This window comes from Anoxybacillus sp. TBDG-1 (assembly GCF_054815885.1).
The window spans coordinates 1-16,286 of sequence record NZ_JBTZSY010000050.1; the positions used below are offsets into that span (position 1 = coordinate 1).

Consider the following 16,286-nt stretch of genomic DNA (forward strand, 5'->3'; position numbering starts at 1 on the left):
TTTCCTTCAAAAGGTAGCCCGTGATGACTTTTCATAGATTTTTTGACGCTACCTTCACTTCAATCATGATTGCATCGCCTTGACCGCCACCGCTACATATGGCTGCAATGCCAAGACCGCCACCGCGACGCTTTAATTCGTGAATGAGCGTAATAATAATGCGCGCTCCGCTTGCCCCGATCGGATGTCCGAGCGCAATGGCTCCGCCGTTGACGTTCACTTTTTCTTCTGGCAAGTCGGCAATTTTCATGCTTGCTAAAGCGACGGAAGCAAACGCTTCGTTAATTTCAAACAAGTCGATATCATGTACTGTTTTTCCTGTTTTACGCAATAATTCATTGATGACGATACCCGGCGTTTTCGGAAAATCTTTCGCTTCAACCGCAACGGCTGTATGCGCGACAATCGTCGCAAGTGGGGTAAAACCTTCTTTTTGTGCTCTCTCTTCGCTCATTAATACAAGCGCGGCTGCCCCATCATTTACACCTGGTGCATTTCCTGCTGTAATCGTGCCCGTTGGATCAAACACGGGTGCAAGTTTCGCTAGTTTTTCAAGCGATGTATCTTTACGTGGTGATTCATCGACCGCTACTGTGATCGGCTCTCCTTTTCGTTGCGGAATCGTAACAGGGACGATTTCTTCTGCAAACTTGCCCTCCTCGATCGCCGCAATCGCTAATTGATGGCTTCGATACGCCCAGCGGTCTTGTTCTTCACGCGTAATGTCTAACTCTTTTGCCGTTTCGCTTCCGTAAATGCCCATATGCACACCTGTAAAGCTACATGTCAATCCGTCATAGACCATTACATCTTTCACCGTTGAATCGCCCATGCGCAACCCCCAACGCACTTTTGGCAACATATACGGGGCATTGCTCATCGATTCCATTCCCCCAGCAACAATGACATCCGCATCACCTGCGCGAATGATTTGGTCGCCAAGTGTAACACTACGCATGCCCGAAGCGCACACTTTATTAATCGTTTCCGTTTTCGTCTCCCATGGAATTCCTGCTTCTCTCGCTGCTTGTCGCGATGGAAGTTGCCCTTGTCCACCTTGCAATACAGTCCCAAAGACAACTTCGTCGACATCCTCTGCACGAACATTTGCGCGCACGAGCGCCTCTTTGATCGCGATACCTCCAAGCTGTGCTGCGCTAAATGCACTTAAACTGCCACCGAACTTCCCAAATGGTGTGCGTACCCCGCTAACAATAACTGACTTTCTCATTTTTGTTGCTAAACTCCTTTCTCCTTTAACCATTCGCTGTCTGGATACATCCGTTTCGCTTGTTGAACAATTTTCTTCTTCTCTTCATTCATTCCACATATGTTCATTAACTCAATGACATATTTGTACAAGCGAAAGTCGCGATGGCCGAAACTGATCGCTAACAGTCCATATTGCATCGCTTCCATCGCTTCATTTTTTACTGCTAACGCCTCGATCACATTCACAAACGACTCCGCATCCCAATCATTCATATTATCAACTGAACGATACAGTTGAAGGGCCACGTCCATAAATTCATAACGATGCAACAAATGCCCAATTTTTATATGAACAGACAAAGGAAATGTATTTTTTAAAGCAAGAAATTGCTCAAATAACTCATACTCTTTCAGTTGAATCGTTCGCTCAAGTAAAAGCAAGTAAAATTCATGCGATGAGGCTTTCTCTAACTCGTTCATCATAAACAATAAAAATTCTTTTTCTTTTTGCTCCGAGACGAGATGAAGTAATAAGCGAACAACATCGAGTTCATTTGTTTTAAACGCCACGACCAACAAGTCATACAAATCTAAACTTCCCGTGCGAATATACGTTTGTAAATGAGATAGGGAGCTTTTTAATATTTGTTGTAACGCTTCTTCATAACGCTTTTGCAATATATTTATTTTTATTTCAAAACCATGTTGAATAGTTTTATCATTTAACTTTGAAGCATACCATTGCACTACTTTTTCTAAATGTAAAACCGCAGCAATGCGCAAAATAAGCAAAATAGATAGCTCATTGTTCGCTAATTGTTTATTTTCAATAAACTGAATGACTTCTTCCTCTCGATGAACACGTGCTAACAACTGCAACACATGATACAATGCCTCGTAACTATTGCGATTGAAAGATAATGCGCTAGAATAGTGATACATTGCTTTTTGTAAATTTCCTTTATGCTTGTACATATGTCCAAGCAACATATGTGGATCATATTCGACATATTCAAATGTTTTAATCGTATGGGGATATTTGCTTTTATGTTCAAGCAAATATTCAAGCTGTTGTATCGCATCATCGTAACGATGTTGCAGATAATAAATTTCCCCGCGTAAAAATGGAAAATCAGCTGTTTCGCTATATAAATTTTCTGCATCCGTGATGACTTGTAAAGCATCTTCAAACCTTTGTAAATACTTCAAACATAAAATAATTTGCACAAGACAATACGAAACCCAACTTAGACGAATATCTTTTTTATGTTGGTAGGCTTGAATAAATGCTTGCAACGCCTGTTCGACTTCTCCTTTTGAAAGATGCTCGTTTCCTAAATTAAAATAGTCAAAAGCAATGCTCTCTCCTGCCTCCATCTCACGCTCAATCAATTGCGCATTTCGGTCATGCTTTTTCTTTTCTACCACCACATGTCGCATATAACCTGTATGATAAATCGTTAAAATACCTGTCTTAGCTTCAACATACTCTCCGCTTACATGCCGCAATTGTTCATGAATCGCGCGATCGTAGCGCAAATATGACACGTTGCGATAAATGCGCGTGTGGCGATGTTGGAGCACTCGTTCACCGTACGCACCTACAAAGTTGTAAATACTCACGTCATAAGCTTCTACGCTATCATCAGTTTGTTTTAATTGCTGTATCATCTCTTGCAAGTTCGTACGTTCAACATACTCATCGGCATCTAATACGAGAATCCATTCTCCAGTCGCTTGTTGCTGGGCAAAGTTGCGCGCGTCAGCGAAGTTATTCGTCCATTCAAAATCATATACTTTATTCGTATATTTCAACGCAATTTCTTTCGTTGCATCTGTTGAACCTGTATCAACGATAACGATTTCATCAACAATACCATGTACAGAATCTAAACAACGTTGTAATACTTTTTCTTCATTCTTTACGATCATACATAACGATAAAAATGGCTTCATCACTCTTCCTTCTTTCTTCATTCATGTATTCATCCACTATTTATATCGGATAAAAAGGGGAAGATGTGAAGAGGGATGATAGAAATTAAAACAGTTATATGTACTTGCTGTTAAGAAATACATTGTACCTAATTACCTCTCAATCAACACATTCATACCCGATACTTAGCTAATTGATTAATTAAAATATTTGTATTAGAATATGAACGTATGTTCTTGTATGGGGTGGAGCGTTATGGAAAATATTCACGGACTCCCTATTGAGGTCTTAAGTATGATTAATGGAAAATTGCTTGGGGATGCAAATATTAGTATAGAAAAAAATCGCCATCCACGATTTCGCTTCGCTCATTGTGCTAGCGATAAAGCATGGTGTTTTTATTGTTACGAACAATTAAACAAATATCTTCCTCTTTCAAAACCGAGATATCGAAAAATCCTAGACAATCGCATCAAAAACGGTTTTACTGAGCAATATTATACCCAATCGTTTAAATCAAGAGTGGTCTTTCAACTAAAAGAGTTATGGTATCCAAATGATCGCAAAACCATTCCATTTGAATTTTTAACATATTCATTTACACCTATTTGTTTAGCGTGGTGGTATCAGGATGATGGACACTTAAAAATCCAAAATAATCAAGTAAAAAAAGTTATTTTATCAACAGATGGATTTACAAAAGCTGAAAACGAAACATTAATTCAGCTAATAAGACGAAAATACAGCCTAAACTTTTCTTTAGACAAACAAAACAGACTTACTCTTTACGATAAACCGCAAATTTTTTATTTTATACGCTTAGTTAAACCATATGTGCACGAAAGTATGAAACGGAAAACCACTATTCCTTCCATTTCAAAAGAATTTACCAAAAAACGGACAACTATCTATTTACCAAACGTACTCCATATCACTCGACCTACTAAAGATATTCACGCAATGTTAGAACAACTTCCTGTTTTACACAACAAGTTATCGAATGAACATACGTACAAAAAATTGTTTGCAGAAAAATTCCCGGTATTAAAAATAAATAAAACAACAACCAAACCTTATCAAATTGAACTAACCAAAAAACATATGGAACAAATCCATGCTTGTAGGGAAACAACAGGTTTAACAGTCAGTCAAGTTGTGCATCTATGCGCTATTCATAGCACATAAAAAGAGACCTTAGCAAACCTAAGGCCTCTTTTTGATTCATTAGCGGAGCAATTGTAATACTCCTTGTGGTTGTTGGTTGGCTTGCCATGCCGCAACGTCTTTCGATCGTTGTGTAGACTATCTCTTCACCTTTCTAGCCGTTTGGCTAGCGAAGGGCTGGGCACTTCGGGAAATTCCCTACAGACTTCATCACCATAGCACTCGCCTTAGGTGGTATGTCCTAGTCGTTGAACCTTCTCCAGAGTTTCCTCACAGGAGCTTGGCTGCTGATTGCCCATTGTAGCATCTTTCCTTTTTTCACGCCGTCACGCTTGCCGTTTCCAGCTTCGTTGTGGCAAGGAAAGCTTTAGGGCTTCCCAGCAATTCACCCAGTTATCCTCTTAGCCGTTTCCAGCTAAGACGCCCTTCCAATCAAATTACCGAAGTAACTGCAAAACTCCTTGTGGCATTTGATTGGATTGAGCCAACATTGCTTGTGCTGCTTGCGTTAAAATGTTGTTCTTCGTGAACTCCATCATTTCTTTCGCCATCGTGCGAACATTTGCTTTCACAAACGACTAGACTATCTCTTCACCCGCTAGCTTGTCGCTAGGTAGGGGCCGGGCACTTCGAATGATATAGGACGATGGAGCATCCTACTCACCCTACGGACTTCATCACCATAGCTCTCGCTTTAGGTGGTATGTCCTAGTCGTTGAACCTTCTCCAGACTTTCGTCACAGGAGCTTGGCTGCTCGGTTGCCCAATCCTTTGACTTTTCAAGCCATCACGCTTGCCGTTTCCAGCTTCGTTGTGGCGTCAAAGGCTCTAAGGGGTTTCCAGCAATTCACCCGGTCATACTCCTAACCGTTTCCAGTTAGGACGACTGTGCTTGTCACCGCTTATGCGGCTAAAGCATAATCTACGTCACGAATACGAGATTCTGCTGCTGTTAAGTTTTCAGCAGAAGTAGATAAGTTGTTAATTGTGTACTCTAAGCGGTTTTGCAATGCACCGAGTTTAGAGCGCTCTTGCGATACTGCATTAATTGCTGCGTCAATTCTACTAATTGATGCACTAGCCAAAGAGTTGTTTGCAACAGAGATGTTCGTTCCATCCAACGTTAACGCAGCAGAGCTCATTGTAGAAATTTGCAAATTAATAATTTGTCCATCATTCGCCCCTACTTGGAACGTCGCATTTAATGAACCATCGAGCAAGTTCTTTGTGTTAAATTGAGTCGTGTTCGAAATACGATCAATTTCTGAAATTAATTGGTTCAATTCTTTTTGAATTTGATCGCGGTCAATAGTTGTATTAGTGTCGTTACCACCTTGTACCGCTAACTCGCGCATGCGTTGAAGGATCGCATGTGTTTCGTTCAATGCACCTTCAGCTGTTTGGATTAACGAGATCGCATCTTGTGAGTTTTTCGCTGCCATTTCTAAACCGCGAATTTGTCCGCGCATTTTTTCCGAAATCGCCAAACCTGCTGCATCATCACCTGCGCGGTTAATGCGAAGACCTGAAGATAATTTCTCCATATTTTTCGATGCATTTAATGTACCCATAGTCAATTGACGATGCGTATTTAACGCCGCGATGTTGTGGTTAATTCTCATTGTTCATTCCTCCTTGAATGTTTGTCCACGTCCTTGTGGTATTTTAGTTGGCAAGATTGAAGTCGGCCGCCCTTCTTTCTTGCTCTCATGTTTATTATCGGCTCGTTTTTTCAAAGTTTAATAGGTTGAGAAAAAAATTTTATACTTTAATGTCAAGAAATTGTGAAAACGGCGACGGTTGTTGAATTTCTTTAACGATGCGAGCTGGATCGTCTTTATGTTTGTTAACAATTTCGTTTAATGCTTGTTCCGCGATCGCTTTATTGTCTTGAACGATGCGGGCGATAACGCCAGGGACGTGAACACCGCCGATGCTAACACTCATTTGTTTTTCCCTCCTTTCTTTAATTGATCAGATAGTTGTTGAAGCGAAGCGGCAGAGGCGAGTGATGCGGCATTGTTTTCTTGTTGAATGGCGAGATATATTTCTTTTCGATGCACATCAACGTTCTTCGGTGCGCGAATGCCAAGTTTTACTTGATCGCCATCGATGGCGAGAACGACGACCTCGATGTCATCGCCGATTTGAATCGCTTCTTTTAATTTGCGCGTTAATACAAGCATATGTTCTCGCCCCCTTATTTCGCCTCAACCGTTTCTGGAAATAGCCGATGTTTTGTTTTATACGGTGTATTTGTTAAAATGACTTGCTTGCCGATTCGTTCGTGAACGTTAATGACGACAGGCGCTTGTAAGTTCGCCGTTGTATTTGTAAACGGTTCTGCGACCGTTAAAATGACGTATAGCGCCACATCGTTTTCTTTTTTTATTTTCAATTGGTCGCACGTCGTATCGTCCAATTCGATTTCGTACGTTGGGAAATACGAAAACGGCTCAATCATGACAAATGCTACGTCTTTATTTTGCACCGATTGTAAAATCGTAAATGGTGAGTCATGAATCGGCAGCAATGCAAATTGTTTTTCATATTCAAAACCCGGTAGCCCGTTTTCAAACGAAACGATCGCCATGTCGGAAAGTTGAACCGTTCCGTGATATTTCGTTTCAATGTTCATTTTCATCCCTCATTTATACGGTCACGTCAATGCGCAAGTTGTTGTGACGCGCTAAGTCAATATGCACAACGTTCGGTTTATAGTCGATTTGCACAGGACGCGGTTCGATATGAATGCGAGCACTAAACGTCTGCCAATTCATATCGATGCGCCCTTGTTCGAAGCCGATTTTCACACTAAATGGGCGTGGAATAAGCCCAACGTTATACTCAAAAGGTGGGCGCTCGCTGTTCGCTTGCGCTTGCATCGCAAGCACGTCGCCGCCTTGTTCAATGCGCATTAATTCATCGCCTTGTATCGCTGTCGTTTCTAAATATGATAGCCAGCTCGCATACCCTTCTTGCGCTGCTTCTTCAATGCGGCGAAAAATATGTTTCAAATCGACATCGGCGCGAGCCTCCGTTTGATCAATCGTCAAGCGAGGAGGCGTCGTTTTCATCTCCACTTGCGGCTGCGGCTGCTCGATCGACATGTCTGCTTGCGACTGACGCATATGCATATATCCGCGCTCAATCGTCATCGACAGCTGCGGAAACGTCGCTTGCATCGTCAATTGTGGAATTTTCATTTCAACTCACCCTTAACGTAAAAAGTCAACGAGCGTCGGTTGAATGATGCGCGCACCGACAGAGAGTGCCGCGCGATGTACGCTTTCTTGCGACTTTAGTTCAGTAATAATTTTTTCAATGTCCGCATCTTCGTTATCAGAAATCATTCGTTTGGCGATGAGTTGTTGCTCGGACAAACGTTGTTCAACAAGCTCTAAACGGTTGACGCGCGCACCGAGCTCTGCACGCTCTGCGAGTACGTCGTTTATATGTGTATCTAATTGAGAAAGCAAGTTATCTAAATTGCTTGTTGGATTAGTTAGTTCGTTTTCAATTTGCTGCAACGTATTAAACAAACCTTGGTTAAACACATTGTTTGGCGTGACATTAATTTTTAATTTAACCCCTTTTGCTACTTCAACCATAAAATCATCGTTGTTGTTCGTGACAGTCGGAGGCGTGCCGTCTGTGACAGGCGCTTGTTCGATTTTTGTCCCGTTGAAAATGTACTTTCCTGCCACTTTCGTGTTCGCCACTTGCACTAAGTCTTTTTTCAACTGTTCGATTTCACGAGCAATCGCTTGACGATCTTCAGGACCGAGCGTTCCGTTTTTCGCTTGTACAACGAGTTCGCGAGCGCGCTGCAAAACGTTTGTCGTATGATTCAGTGCGGATTCCGAATTTTCCATCCACGTGTATGCCTCTGAAAGATTGCGTTGAAACTGCTCAATTTCAGTTAAACTCGTACGGTAATGCATCCCTTTCATCGCCACAACTGGATCTTCAGACGGACGATGAATTTTTTTCCCTGTTGCTAGTTGTTGTTGATACGTACCAAGTTTGTCATAGCTTTTACTCACGTTGCGAAGCGTATTGTTCGCTAACATCATTTGTGTCACGCGCATCGATTACTCACCTACCTTCCGACGATGCCCATATTATTAATAATTTTATCTAACATTTGATCGATCATTGTAATCATACGCGCAGAGGCGTTATACGCATGCTGGAATTTCATCATGTTCATCATTTCTTCATCAAGCGATACGGAACTGACCGCCATGCGCCGTTCATCAACCGATTGGCGAAGCACTTCGCTATTTTCAGATAACCGTTTCGCTTCTTGCGCGTTGACTGCCATTTGTCCAATTAAACTTTCATAAAAGTTTTGAATGGTCGTTGTGTTTCCGGCAATATTCATCATCCCATTTTTCACTTCAGCTAGCGCTTGGGCATTGCTTCCATCACCGATTTGACCTGTTGCTGACGCGGCAATGTTGTCGAGCGAATCTTTGATGATTTGTGCAATATCAAATGTTCCAGCTGGATCATTAAGATCGTAAGTAAAAAATGGTTTTGCGCCCGGAGTAGTGACATTACTTTTTATTTCTGTCACACTAAATCCTCTTGAATGAACGACATTGAACTGATCCGCGAACGCTTTCGCCATGGCGTTTAAATCGCCTAACATTTCAGGGTATAATCCTTTCGTCGTTGTACCCCCATCTTCCCTATACCCATACGAATAAAGAAGCGCACCTATTTTTCCATTTTCCTTCAAACGTTCAAATGTTGAAAACGTTGTATTACCGAGCGAGAAGCCAACAATCGGCCCTGTTTTTGTCACATTGTCTTGATAGCTCAGTTGAAGCTCATTTACTTGTCCTAATCGTCCATCAACAAGCGTGCCAATCACCGTGCTTCCTGTTCGATCCACTAGTTCTACCGTAAAACGTCCTTCCGCAATTTTTAAGGAGCTTCCACCACTGGACACAGGCGTAACTTTCACATTTACATATTGCGATAACTCATCTAAAAGCCGATTGCGCTCATCATATAAATCGTTCGGCAAATAGCCATGCACTTCTACTTCGCTAATTTGTTTGTTTATATCATTGAGCTGGCGAGCTAAAGAGTTTGCTGCTTTTACTGTGACATCCAACTCATTTTTTAAATCATCGCGAATCGATTTGAGTGAACTAGATAAATAATGAAACGTTTCCGCAACCGCAATGCCGCGCTGACGAACGACCGAGCGAGCACCAGCATTTGACGGATTGACAGCTAAATCTTGCAGCGCTTGCCAAAAGCGGTCAAGCGTTTTCGCAAGCCCTTCGTCTGATGGCTCGTTCATAATCTCTTCCATTTTGTACAGCGCTTCTGCACGCGTATTCCAATAGCCGTATTTCATATTTTCCCCACGATATTGGACGTCTAAAAACTCTTCGCGCATGCGTTGCACCGTGCCGCCTTCCACACCTGTTCCCATTTGTCCTGGCATGACAGGACGGTTTTTCGATGCAAATGGATACGGAGGCGTTTGTTCAAAGTTGACGCGCTGGCGCGAATAGCCTGGCGTGTTGGCGTTTGCGATATTATGGCCGGTGACGTATAGTGCTTGCTGTTGGGCAGTCATCCCGCGCCGCACTGTTTCTAACCCATGAAATGTCGAAAGCACAAAAAAACCCCCCTTACGTTTTCGCTTCAAATGATGACCTTGACGGTAATTCATCCACTCGCTTCGGGTCATACGTAACATCTTGTTCGTTCGGTATCATCAAATCTAATGTAAAATGAATAAATTGGAGCGACTGTTGCAGCAGCTGCATGTTCAGTTCATTTTGCGCTTTTAGCCGTGCGATCGTGTCGCTTAATTCATTAGCTAGTTGGAGTAGCTTTGTTCGCTCTTTTTCTTCCAACTGTTCAGCATATCGGCTCACCGTTCGTTCCTCTTTAGACATATGTGAAAGAAGGCTCATTCGTTCGCTTTCTAGCTGCCGAATGGCCATCACATATTTTTGTTCTTTCGTCATCATTTGTTGCAACGTACTAATGTCGCTCTTTTTAATCGCTTCTGTTTTTTGTTCTGCTAGCTGCAATAAACCTCGATGAAACGTCAGCAACTTTTGCATCAAATCGATCATGTTTGCTCGCTCCATTACCGTTTATAATAGCGCAATACGCTTTCTGCAATTGCCCGCGCATCGATTTCATACGTGCCCGCCTGCACTTCTGATTTTAACCGTTCTACTTTTTCTAACCGTTCCGAAGAAAACTTTGTCGCTTCTTGTAATTCTTTCGCAGCGCTTGAAATTTCAACTTGATCTATCTTTTTCGCCGTTTTTGTCGGTTTTTCAACACGCGACGTCCGCTCATACGGATTGACATTCATCGGTTGAATGCGATGAATTTTCATGTTCCCACCTCACTTTTTTCCGTTCTTCTTCTCCTATGTTTATTATCGGCTAAAAGAAAAAAATGTTTAGTCGTTCTTTTTTTGCTGTGTAAAGTACGTCGTCTGGCGTTTCGCTTGTTTTTGTCGCTCTTCTTCTTGTTGAATTTTTGTCATCTCTTTTTGGATGCCGCCGATACACTTAGCACATAAACGTCCTTCGCGAATCGTTGCCCCACACTTTTCGCACGGATAACCGAGGTTTGGAAAATGAACGAGCTGTAATCTTCCTTTTTTAATCCATTTAATAATTAGCGCTTCCTCTACCCCTGTCGCATCAACGACTTGAGGCATCGTTGCCGTGCGATTTTCTCGTTTTCGAATAAATGCGTACACTTTTTCAAACAATTTTTCTTCCTCTTTATAACATGCATCACATACGTCACGAAATTGCGTCCGCACAAACAAACTTCCGCATTTCGGGCAGTTATCAAGCATTCCCTCATCCCCCTTACGTATATATATTAATAATCAATCCTTGAATTTCACCGACAAGCCCAAGCAAATCAATCCCTTTTTTCTCTTTCTCTAATACAGCGTTTGTGAGTTCAACGAGCTTTTGGTCAACTTCTTTCACAAGCTTATAAATTTTCGACCGTCCCCCGCGGCTAAACCCGCGCTGTTCTTCAAGCTGCAAACTATTTTTTACCGCATCGTCTAAAAATTGTTTTACCAACTTTTTATATTTTTTTAAATCTTCAACCGTTTGCGACTCCGCTAACTTTTTCCCTTGCGCTTCAATTTCTTGCGCCATCGTTTGAAAACGTTCAAATAACACATCGCTTTTTTTCTTATGCATCACTTCCGTAAACGACACCGATTCCATCGGTGCATCCTCTTTTTTCGCCACACGGTTCAACGACGCCCGCGACACTTTTTGCACTTCCATCAACGTTCACACCTTTTTATTTTTATTATGCCACAGTTACAAAAAAAGGGCGAGGTCGCATCGACCTACCCTTTTTACCCATTAGCTTTTTAACAATTGTAAAATTCCTTGCGGCAACTGATTCGATTGCGCAAGCATCGCCTGCGCTGCTTGGTTTAAAATGTTGTTTTTTGTGAAGTTTGTCATCTCCATCGCCATATCTGTATCACGGATGCGTGACTCTGCGGACGTTAAGTTTTCGTGTGCTGTTTTTAAGTTGTTGATCGTGTGTTCAAGGCGGTTTTGGATCGCACCAATTTTGCCCCGTTCCGCAGATACTAACCTAACCGCATTATCAATTACAGTAATCGCTTTACTTGCCGATTTAGCATCGGAAACATTAATCACATACTCAGTAGTAGTTCCGTTTTTAACGGTATTAACAGAATAATTAGCAGAAATAGTATTTCCATCTGCATTTGTATACGTACGGTCTCCAGAAACTGTATACGTTAGTCCTAATGCTTTTGCTCTCATATCAGCAATGCTGAACGTAAAGCTTTGTCCTTCATTCGCCCCAATTTGAAGACTAATATCAACGTTCAACGCATCTTGTCCTTTCTCTTCACGCGCTGTTAATCCTAAATCAACATGAGGAGAAGTAATCTCGAACTTTTGGTTTGCACCAGCATCTCCCGTTTCAAACACAAAAAGGTCACCAACTGCTTTTACAGTCATATCTGGCTCCCCGTTATTTGTTGCATTATTAATGGCGTTTTGAATAGCTAAAGCTAATACACTGCGATCTGTATACGTTCCAGCAGGGATGGTTGCAGTGTACTCATTTCCGTTGAGTTTGAAAGAAATTTGATTATTTACATCTAATCCAGCAATTTCTTTAGCATTGACTAACCATAACGGGGATGCAGCAGAACCTCCTACGTTTGTGATAGAACTATCTGCTCCACCATCATTCGCTTGAAGAACAATTTTTCCGTTGTCATTTAGAGCGGTAACATTATAGCCTGACGATGTTAGCTTGCTATTGATTTCTGTTACGATTTCATCTACTGTATTATAGACCTTATCTGTGAGGGTAATAGTAACAGTACCGTCATTACCACCCGCACCATCCGTAAAATCAAACGTAAGGGTGTGGTTAGCCGGGATTCCATCCGTTCTTGTTGCTGTACCAATTAATGTCCCTACAGCATTCCCCCCCATTACTTTCACGTAGCTACCGTTACCTGTCTTAGTTAAATCAGTAAACACTAAATAACCATTAGGATCAATGCTTGCAGAAACTTTTCCGTTTAAAGTCGATGCTTGGATAGCTGTATTAATGTCATTTAATAAAGTCGAACTATCTTTTCCAAACGTTCCATCGTACGTTTTGTTACCTCCACTTACATCAATAACAATAGTACCCGATGTACCGTCACCTAGCTCTAATGTCAATTCGTTATTTGTACTATCAATAGTAATATTTGAGCTAGATAAATCACTATTAGATAATTTCACACTACCTGTAACATATCCAGCTTTATCCCCGTGAATATCAACAGCAGTTAAAATAGATTGCCCTTCCACTTTTGCCTTTGTTTCTGCGCTACGAATCTCGATATTTCCGCTCACTGGATTGCTTATATATTTCGCAGGAAGCGCATCTGTTTTTTGAATGCTGCCGTCAAGCAACGTGATTTTGTTAAATTCTGTGCTATTTCCAATCCGATTTAATTCATCAGCCAATTGATTAATTTCGCTTTGAATATGTGTGCGATCTTCATCCGTATTCGTATCATTCGCCGCCTGCACCGCCAATTCTCGCATACGTTGTAAAATGCTGTGTACTTCGTTCAGCGCTCCCTCCGCCGTTTGAATCAGTGAGATGGCGTCTAGGGCGTTGCGCTCGGCCATTTGCAACCCCCGAATTTGCGAGCGCATTTTCTCAGAGATCGCTAAACCGGCAGCGTCGTCTGCGGCGCGGTTAATACGTAAACCGGAAGAAAGTTTTTCTAAATTTTTAGATGTGTTTGATTGGTTTACCGCTAAATTACGATAAGCGTTTAATGCTTGAATGTTATGGTTGATTCTCATGTTTTTCGCTCCTTTACTCTGTCATGATAAATTGTTCGTATGCCGCTGCTTTTTTCGCTGCGACATTCGTTGTCGGTTGTTTTTTCAACGCCTCATTCCAGGCGGTCGCAATGTCTTTGGCGATCGTTAGCACTTCTTGCATAATCTCTACATCTTTTTTCATGTTTGCGTCAATAAGACGTTCTGCCATATAGCTGTATAGCGCATCTAATTGATGGGCGATAATGCCAGCGTCGTACTTCAAACCGACGCCAAGACGACGTAAAATATCGTTTGCTTTTTGTAGTCGTTTGTTGGCATGGATATAGTCGCCCTTTTTTGTGCTTGCGATCGCTTGTTCTACACTTTCAATTAATCCTTCATAAAGTAGCGCTGTTAATTGTTGCGGCGTTTTTTTATACACCACTTCTTCAGTTAAAAACTCCACGCGCTCACTCTCCCTTTCATCGTTCACCTACTTTATTTATCGTCACGATTTTTTATTGTTTAATAGTTTCGTTCCATTTTTTCAATTAAAATTAAAAATTCTGCGATAACTGCATACAATTGCGGTGGAATCGTATCACCGAGGTCAAGGTCAAGCAAATGTTGGACGAGCGCGGCATCTTGTTCAATCGGTACTCCGTTTTGTTTCGCAAGGTCAATAATTTTTTCAGCGACGTAGCCGCGCCCGTGGGCGACGACGGTTGGAGCTTTATCTCCTTGTTCATAGCGAATGACCGCAGCGGATGGACCGTTTATTTCTCGCTTTCGCTTTTGGTTAAAGTACATCATATTGTAAAATCATATCCTTTCTCCGTCCATGTTGCGCGTTTTGGATCGTTCTGCTTTTCTTCAATTTTTGCAAACGTTGTAAATTGCACATTACCGATGCGGTAGCCGATTTCTTCAAGACGCTCTGTGGCAGTCTCAATAAGCGGACGCATACGTTCAGCGAAATCTTCGCGATCGTTGCGAAACGTCACGGAAATCGTCCGTTCGTTTGCGCTTAATAATACGCCCACATCCCCGAGCTTTTTTGTTTCAAGTAAAAAGTATAAGCTGCAGTTTTCCCAGTCAACTCGTTTCCCATCGTTTCGCGCATTGACGTACACTTTTACGTCTTTCACTTCTTTTTGCAGCAGCAATGGAATCGTGAAAAAGAGCGTTTGCATCGCGCTTCCTTGGTCGTTTTTATTTAGCAGCTGTTGCCCTGTCATATTCGTCAATACTTGTTCAGCTTGTTTCGCTGCTTCGCCACCCGTTTGTGCTAATTTCATAAGAAGCCCTTTCATCGTTTCTTCAGCCTGTTCACTTTCGCCGTTAAACACGAGCGTATTGGCAACATCCGCTTCATGCATGAAACCGAGGCGACGAATTGTTTGCAGCATGTGGCGTGCGGACGGCTCGGGTTGAACGATCTCGTTCCATTGCGTCAGTAACGCCCGCTCTGGCGCTTGCTGTTTTAGCGACTGCGCTTCAACAAAATGTTTCACTTTCACATCCGATGGCTTAAATTGCATTTGTTCGAGCGTGCTTTTTACTTGTTTCACGATTTTTTGCGCTTCTGTCGTTTGTCCTTTATCTAATAGCTTTTTCGCCTCCGCTAATTGCGAACTGGCTTGCAGTAATTTTTTCTCCATCGTCATATCCGCAAACAACATCGCATCACTTTTTAAAATCGTTTGGTCAAGCTGTTTAATCGTCGTTTCTAACAGCTGATTTGCTTGTGGCCGCGCCGCTTGCTTGTATTGAGCAATAAGACGATCAATCGCATCTAAATTTCGCATCATATCGCGCTTCGTTTGTTGAAACTGCTTCGCTGCTTCTGCCATTCGTTTCGTTACCGTTTGAACAATGATATCTTTTGACTGTAAACCGAGCGCGCTCAACAATTCGTACGCCTCATCAGCAGGTGACGATGCATCGTTTGTTGACAACGTCCGTTCGACTTGTTGCAGCGCTTGGACGACCGTTTGTCTTGCGGCCATTTCGCGACCTTCATCTGCCAGCTGTTCCGCACGAGCAAACACTTCATGAATGGAAGGTTCCATATGTTGGGCAAGTTGCACCCGTGCCATTTGCAGCGCTTCTTTGACGTTTGGCTCCTTTTGCATCGTTTTCATCGCTTGGGCGATGATCGCACGAACGTCATTTGTTGCACGTTGTTCACTTTCTTTTGTCGTAAGGGCAGTTAACAACTGTTGACGTTGTTTGTCTAACATTTGTGTTGCTTGCTGAAGCGTTTGAGCCATATTTGGTTGTTTCGCAAGTGTAGTATCAGCTTGTAGCTGACGAACCGCTTCTGTCAACGTCATCGCTTGCTGCTCGAGGCGATCAGCAATCATGTTTGCGCGATTGACATGTTCAGGCGCAACCTGTTGTTCAATCGAACGTAACGTTTGCACGAGTTGTTGCCGGGCTTCCTCACTACGTCCAACCGTTTCAAACAACTTCGCTTGGTTTAATGCACGCATGACTTTTTCTGCTTGCTCGGCTGGTAATACACGAACAAGCTCCCTCACTGGCGTCTCCATCGCTTTCACCGTCGAGGCGCTTTCTGCTTGCTTCCGTACCTCTGCCACTTGTTTTAGCTGGGCTTCTTTTGTTTC

Annotated in this window: 17 protein-coding genes and 2 pseudogenes; 1 reads left to right on the forward strand and 18 read right to left on the reverse strand. The window is 42.4% G+C overall.

Translation table 11 applies throughout. The features are described from left to right. Positions 1 to 31: 31 nt before the first annotated feature. Both ACYQY7_RS12105 and ACYQY7_RS12110 read right to left on the reverse strand, forming a co-directional pair. Positions 32 to 1,231: an acetyl-CoA C-acetyltransferase gene (locus ACYQY7_RS12105; RefSeq protein WP_461202386.1), complete on the reverse strand. Its 1,200-nt coding sequence runs from the start codon at positions 1,229 to 1,231 to the stop codon at positions 32 to 34. Between the two features lie 8 nt (positions 1,232 to 1,239). Continuing rightward, entirely contained in the window at positions 1,240 to 3,189 is a 1,950-nt protein-coding gene (locus ACYQY7_RS12110) for a tetratricopeptide repeat-containing glycosyltransferase family 2 protein (protein ID WP_461202387.1), read from the reverse strand. 214 nt (positions 3,190 to 3,403) lie between these two features. Here ACYQY7_RS12110 and ACYQY7_RS12115 point away from each other — a divergent pair, with 214 nt between their 5' ends. Continuing rightward, positions 3,404 to 4,333 carry an endonuclease gene (locus ACYQY7_RS12115; RefSeq protein WP_461202389.1) on the forward strand — a complete coding sequence of 310 codons (930 nt, stop codon included), beginning with the start codon at positions 3,404 to 3,406 and terminating at the stop codon, positions 4,331 to 4,333. A 416-nt stretch (positions 4,334 to 4,749) separates the two neighbouring features. Here ACYQY7_RS12115 and ACYQY7_RS12120 read toward each other — a convergent pair. From ACYQY7_RS12120 to ACYQY7_RS12195, 16 genes and pseudogenes are all read right to left on the reverse strand, one after another. Continuing rightward, positions 4,750 to 4,863, reverse strand: a pseudogene (locus ACYQY7_RS12120) (flagellin); the annotation flags it as partial. A gap of 351 nt (positions 4,864 to 5,214) precedes the next feature. Beyond that, on the reverse strand, positions 5,215 to 5,934 hold the full coding sequence (locus tag ACYQY7_RS12125) for a flagellin N-terminal helical domain-containing protein (RefSeq protein WP_461202390.1): 720 nt from the start codon (positions 5,932 to 5,934) through the stop codon (positions 5,215 to 5,217). A gap of 139 nt (positions 5,935 to 6,073) precedes the next feature. Next, entirely contained in the window at positions 6,074 to 6,259 is a 186-nt protein-coding gene (locus tag ACYQY7_RS12130; RefSeq protein ID WP_032101229.1) for a hypothetical protein, read from the reverse strand. Beyond that, the gene (csrA, locus tag ACYQY7_RS12135; protein WP_461202393.1) at positions 6,256 to 6,498 is read right to left on the reverse strand and encodes a carbon storage regulator CsrA; all 243 of its coding nucleotides are present in this window, start codon (positions 6,496 to 6,498) and stop codon (positions 6,256 to 6,258) included. The genes ACYQY7_RS12130 and csrA overlap by 4 nt, the downstream gene beginning before the upstream one ends. 14 nt (positions 6,499 to 6,512) lie before the next feature. Next, positions 6,513 to 6,950 carry a flagellar assembly protein FliW gene (fliW, locus tag ACYQY7_RS12140; protein ID WP_461202395.1) on the reverse strand — a complete coding sequence of 146 codons (438 nt, stop codon included), beginning with the start codon at positions 6,948 to 6,950 and terminating at the stop codon, positions 6,513 to 6,515. A 13-nt stretch (positions 6,951 to 6,963) separates the two neighbouring features. Next, positions 6,964 to 7,518: a DUF6470 family protein gene (locus tag ACYQY7_RS12145; protein WP_461202397.1), complete on the reverse strand. Its 555-nt coding sequence runs from the start codon at positions 7,516 to 7,518 to the stop codon at positions 6,964 to 6,966. A 12-nt stretch (positions 7,519 to 7,530) separates the two neighbouring features. Beyond that, complete coding sequence (flgL, locus tag ACYQY7_RS12150) at positions 7,531 to 8,403, reverse strand: flagellar hook-associated protein FlgL (RefSeq protein WP_461202398.1); 873 nt, start codon at positions 8,401 to 8,403, stop codon at positions 7,531 to 7,533. Between the two features lie 11 nt (positions 8,404 to 8,414). After that, entirely contained in the window at positions 8,415 to 9,956 is a 1,542-nt protein-coding gene (gene flgK, locus ACYQY7_RS12155; RefSeq protein WP_461202400.1) for a flagellar hook-associated protein FlgK, read from the reverse strand. Between the two features lie 13 nt (positions 9,957 to 9,969). Then, a complete protein-coding gene (locus ACYQY7_RS12160; protein ID WP_461202401.1) occupies positions 9,970 to 10,437 on the reverse strand; it encodes a flagellar protein FlgN in 468 nt (155 codons plus the stop codon). Continuing rightward, positions 10,437 to 10,694, reverse strand: coding sequence for a flagellar biosynthesis anti-sigma factor FlgM (gene flgM / locus ACYQY7_RS12165; RefSeq protein ID WP_461202403.1), 258 nt, complete (start codon positions 10,692 to 10,694; stop codon positions 10,437 to 10,439). The genes ACYQY7_RS12160 and flgM overlap by 1 nt, the downstream gene beginning before the upstream one ends. A gap of 66 nt (positions 10,695 to 10,760) precedes the next feature. Continuing rightward, the gene (locus ACYQY7_RS12170; protein WP_461202405.1) at positions 10,761 to 11,168 is read right to left on the reverse strand and encodes a TIGR03826 family flagellar region protein; all 408 of its coding nucleotides are present in this window, start codon (positions 11,166 to 11,168) and stop codon (positions 10,761 to 10,763) included. Positions 11,169 to 11,181: 13 nt separating this feature from the next. After that, positions 11,182 to 11,619: a YaaR family protein gene (locus ACYQY7_RS12175; protein WP_461202407.1), complete on the reverse strand. Its 438-nt coding sequence runs from the start codon at positions 11,617 to 11,619 to the stop codon at positions 11,182 to 11,184. A gap of 81 nt (positions 11,620 to 11,700) precedes the next feature. Then, entirely contained in the window at positions 11,701 to 13,695 is a 1,995-nt protein-coding gene (locus ACYQY7_RS12180) for a flagellin N-terminal helical domain-containing protein (RefSeq protein ID WP_461202409.1), read from the reverse strand. A gap of 13 nt (positions 13,696 to 13,708) precedes the next feature. Then, positions 13,709 to 14,122, reverse strand: a complete 414-nt coding sequence (gene fliS, locus ACYQY7_RS12185) for a flagellar export chaperone FliS (RefSeq protein ID WP_461202411.1) — start codon at positions 14,120 to 14,122, stop codon at positions 13,709 to 13,711. 59 nt (positions 14,123 to 14,181) lie between these two features. Further along, positions 14,182 to 14,469, reverse strand: coding sequence for an EscU/YscU/HrcU family type III secretion system export apparatus switch protein (locus tag ACYQY7_RS12190; RefSeq protein ID WP_461202413.1), 288 nt, complete (start codon positions 14,467 to 14,469; stop codon positions 14,182 to 14,184). Continuing rightward, positions 14,466 to 16,286: pseudogene (locus ACYQY7_RS12195) on the reverse strand (metal-dependent peptidase); the annotation flags it as partial. The gene ACYQY7_RS12190 and the pseudogene ACYQY7_RS12195, both read right to left, overlap by 4 nt.

Bases quoted from the DNA above. Each gene is read 5' to 3' on its own strand.
- ACYQY7_RS12105 (WP_461202386.1), bottom strand. From the start codon at position 1,231: ATGAGAAAGTCAGTTATTGTTAGCGGGGTACGCACACCATTTGGGAAG.
- ACYQY7_RS12110 (WP_461202387.1), bottom strand. From the start codon at position 3,189: ATGAAGAAAGAAGGAAGAGTGATGAAGCCATTTTTATCGTTATGTATG.
- ACYQY7_RS12115 (WP_461202389.1), top strand. From the start codon at position 3,404: ATGGAAAATATTCACGGACTCCCTATTGAGGTCTTAAGTATGATTAAT.
- ACYQY7_RS12125 (WP_461202390.1), bottom strand. From the start codon at position 5,934: ATGAGAATTAACCACAACATCGCGGCGTTAAATACGCATCGTCAATTG.
- ACYQY7_RS12130 (WP_032101229.1), bottom strand. From the start codon at position 6,259: ATGAGTGTTAGCATCGGCGGTGTTCACGTCCCTGGCGTTATCGCCCGC.
- csrA (WP_461202393.1), bottom strand. From the start codon at position 6,498: ATGCTTGTATTAACGCGCAAATTAAAAGAAGCGATTCAAATCGGCGAT.
- fliW (WP_461202395.1), bottom strand. From the start codon at position 6,950: ATGAACATTGAAACGAAATATCACGGAACGGTTCAACTTTCCGACATG.
- ACYQY7_RS12145 (WP_461202397.1), bottom strand. From the start codon at position 7,518: ATGAAAATTCCACAATTGACGATGCAAGCGACGTTTCCGCAGCTGTCG.
- flgL (WP_461202398.1), bottom strand. From the start codon at position 8,403: ATGCGCGTGACACAAATGATGTTAGCGAACAATACGCTTCGCAACGTG.
- ACYQY7_RS12160 (WP_461202401.1), bottom strand. From the start codon at position 10,437: ATGGAGCGAGCAAACATGATCGATTTGATGCAAAAGTTGCTGACGTTT.
- flgM (WP_461202403.1), bottom strand. From the start codon at position 10,694: ATGAAAATTCATCGCATTCAACCGATGAATGTCAATCCGTATGAGCGG.
- ACYQY7_RS12170 (WP_461202405.1), bottom strand. From the start codon at position 11,168: ATGCTTGATAACTGCCCGAAATGCGGAAGTTTGTTTGTGCGGACGCAA.
- ACYQY7_RS12175 (WP_461202407.1), bottom strand. From the start codon at position 11,619: ATGGAAGTGCAAAAAGTGTCGCGGGCGTCGTTGAACCGTGTGGCGAAA.
- ACYQY7_RS12180 (WP_461202409.1), bottom strand. From the start codon at position 13,695: ATGAGAATCAACCATAACATTCAAGCATTAAACGCTTATCGTAATTTA.
- ACYQY7_RS12190 (WP_461202413.1), bottom strand. From the start codon at position 14,469: ATGATGTACTTTAACCAAAAGCGAAAGCGAGAAATAAACGGTCCATCC.